This window comes from Rhodococcus sp. (in: high G+C Gram-positive bacteria) (assembly GCF_049286785.1).
Taxonomy (GTDB): Bacteria; Actinomycetota; Actinomycetes; order Mycobacteriales; family Mycobacteriaceae; genus Rhodococcus_F.
This window is the reverse complement of sequence record NZ_JBAQEO010000225.1, coordinates 1-1,896: the sequence shown is the minus strand read 5'-3', so window position 1 is coordinate 1,896 and position 1,896 is coordinate 1. Positions and strand designations below refer to the sequence as shown.

Annotated in this window: 3 protein-coding genes; 2 read left to right on the top strand and 1 reads right to left on the bottom strand. The window is 66.8% G+C overall.

The annotated features are described in order from the left end of the window. A partial coding sequence (locus tag WAW17_RS09380) for an acyl-CoA dehydrogenase family protein (RefSeq protein WP_422332708.1) occupies positions 1 to 362 on the top strand: 362 nt, incomplete at its 5' end. Then, entirely contained in the window at positions 359 to 1,570 is a 1,212-nt protein-coding gene (locus WAW17_RS09375) for a CaiB/BaiF CoA transferase family protein (RefSeq protein WP_422332707.1), read from the top strand. The genes WAW17_RS09380 and WAW17_RS09375, both read left to right, overlap by 4 nt. Positions 1,571 to 1,671: 101 nt before the next feature. On the opposite strand, the gene WAW17_RS09370 is transcribed toward WAW17_RS09375, so the two are convergent. Beyond that, the coding region (locus WAW17_RS09370; RefSeq protein WP_422332706.1) for a hypothetical protein at positions 1,672 to 1,896 on the bottom strand (225 nt) is incomplete at its 5' end.

Genomic DNA, 1,896 nt, shown 5'->3' with positions numbered 1-1,896 from the left:
AGGGCGGCACCGCGATCGGTGACTTCCAATTGGTGCAGGCAATGCTCGCCGACCAACAGACCGGCGTGATGACCGGACGGGCCCTCGTGCGTGACGCCGCGCGGGCGTGGGTCGAGGAAACCGACCGGCGCATCGCACCGTCCATTGCCAAGCTCTACTGCACCGAGATGGTCGGTAAAGTTGCCGACCTGGCGGTGCAGATTCACGGCGGCAGCGGGTACATGCGGGAGGTTGCCGTCGAGCGCATCTACCGGGACGTCCGGCTGCTGCGCCTGTACGAGGGAACCAGTGAGATCCAGCGCCTGATCATCGGCGGGGGACTGGTCAAGCAGGCCCGCAACGCCGCAGGCGGTCAGCGATGAGCGAGCCGACCTCGCCTGGCATGCACAGCGCTTTGCCACTCGACGGGATCACGGTGGTCAGCTTCGAGCAGGCGGTCGCCGCCCCGATCGCCACGCGGCACCTGGCCGATCTCGGTGCCCGCGTCATCAAGGTCGAACGTTTGGGTGAGGGAGACTTCGCCCGCAACTACGACACCGCCGTCAACGGGATCGCATCGCACTTCGTCTGGCTCAACCGAGGCAAGGAATCGGTCAGTGTCGATATGAAGACCGAGGCCGGGCTGTCGGTCGTTCGCCGCCTGATCGATCGCGCGGACGTGGTGGTCCAGAATTTCGCCCCCGGCGCGACCGAGCGACTCGGTCTCGGCGCGGAGAACCTGCGACGGGATCGACCCGAGCTGATCGTGGTCAATATGACCGGCTACGGCACCGGCGGGCCACTGAAGGACCGCAAGGCCTACGACATGCTGGTGCAGGCCGAGACCGGTTTGTGCTCGATCACCGGCACCCCGGAGACCGCCACGAAGACCGGTGTCCCGGCCTCGGACATCGCCGCTGGAATGTATGCGCTGACCGCCGTGCAGGCGGCGCTGTTCCGCCGCGAGCGCACGGGCATGGGTGCCACTGTGGACGTGTCGATGTTCGATGCGACAGTCGAATGGCTGGGCCACCCCATGTACCTGCAGATGTACCAGGACACGCAGGTGCAGCGGATGGGACTGAGCCACGCCTCGATCTCGCCGTACGACGCCTACCCGACCGTCGACGGCCAGATCCTTATCGGTGTGCAGAACGACCGAGGCTGGCGGGCGCTGGTCACGGAGGTGTTCGGCCGGCCCGACCTCGCCGAGCATCCGAAGTTCGCGACCAACATCCTCCGGGTCCGCCACCGCGCGGACACCGACGCGATCGTCGCCGAGAACACTCGCCGATTCGACACCGCCGAACTCGACAAACGGCTCGCCGCAGCGGGCGTGCCCGCTGCGCGGCTGAACAGTATGAAGGACCTTATCGAGCATCCCCAGCTGACCGAGCGCGACCGGTGGCGTGACGTCGACACCGAGGCCGGTCCGGTACGGGCGGTGCTGCCACCGATGACGTTCACCGACATCGAGCTGCGCATGGACCCGGTCCCCGCCCTGGGCGGGCACACCGACACGGTGCTCACCGAGATGGGCCTGACCTCCGAGGAGATCGGCGGCCTGCGGAGCGCCCGGATCGTGGGTTGAGTCCGGCCACCGCCTCCGCCTGGGTGGCCGGCCTGCGCTTTGGGTGCTCGACGCGCTCGCAAGGTCAGCGAATCGCGCCAGCGCACGAGTCTGGACAAAGCTTACGCCGCTGAAGGATTCGACTTCTCCGAACGCAAGCCACCGATATCGAAGTTCTGACGACCGACATCGGAACGGCAGAAGAATGCATCGACGCCGTTCTCGCCGATCCGAACTCGAAGCACTCCCACGACCCCGGCCAGAAGGTCACCTGGAACAGCGACACCATCAACCTGTTGCCCCCGAGCCGATCGGGTCTCTGCCGCGTGCGGTATTCCGCCCGGAGT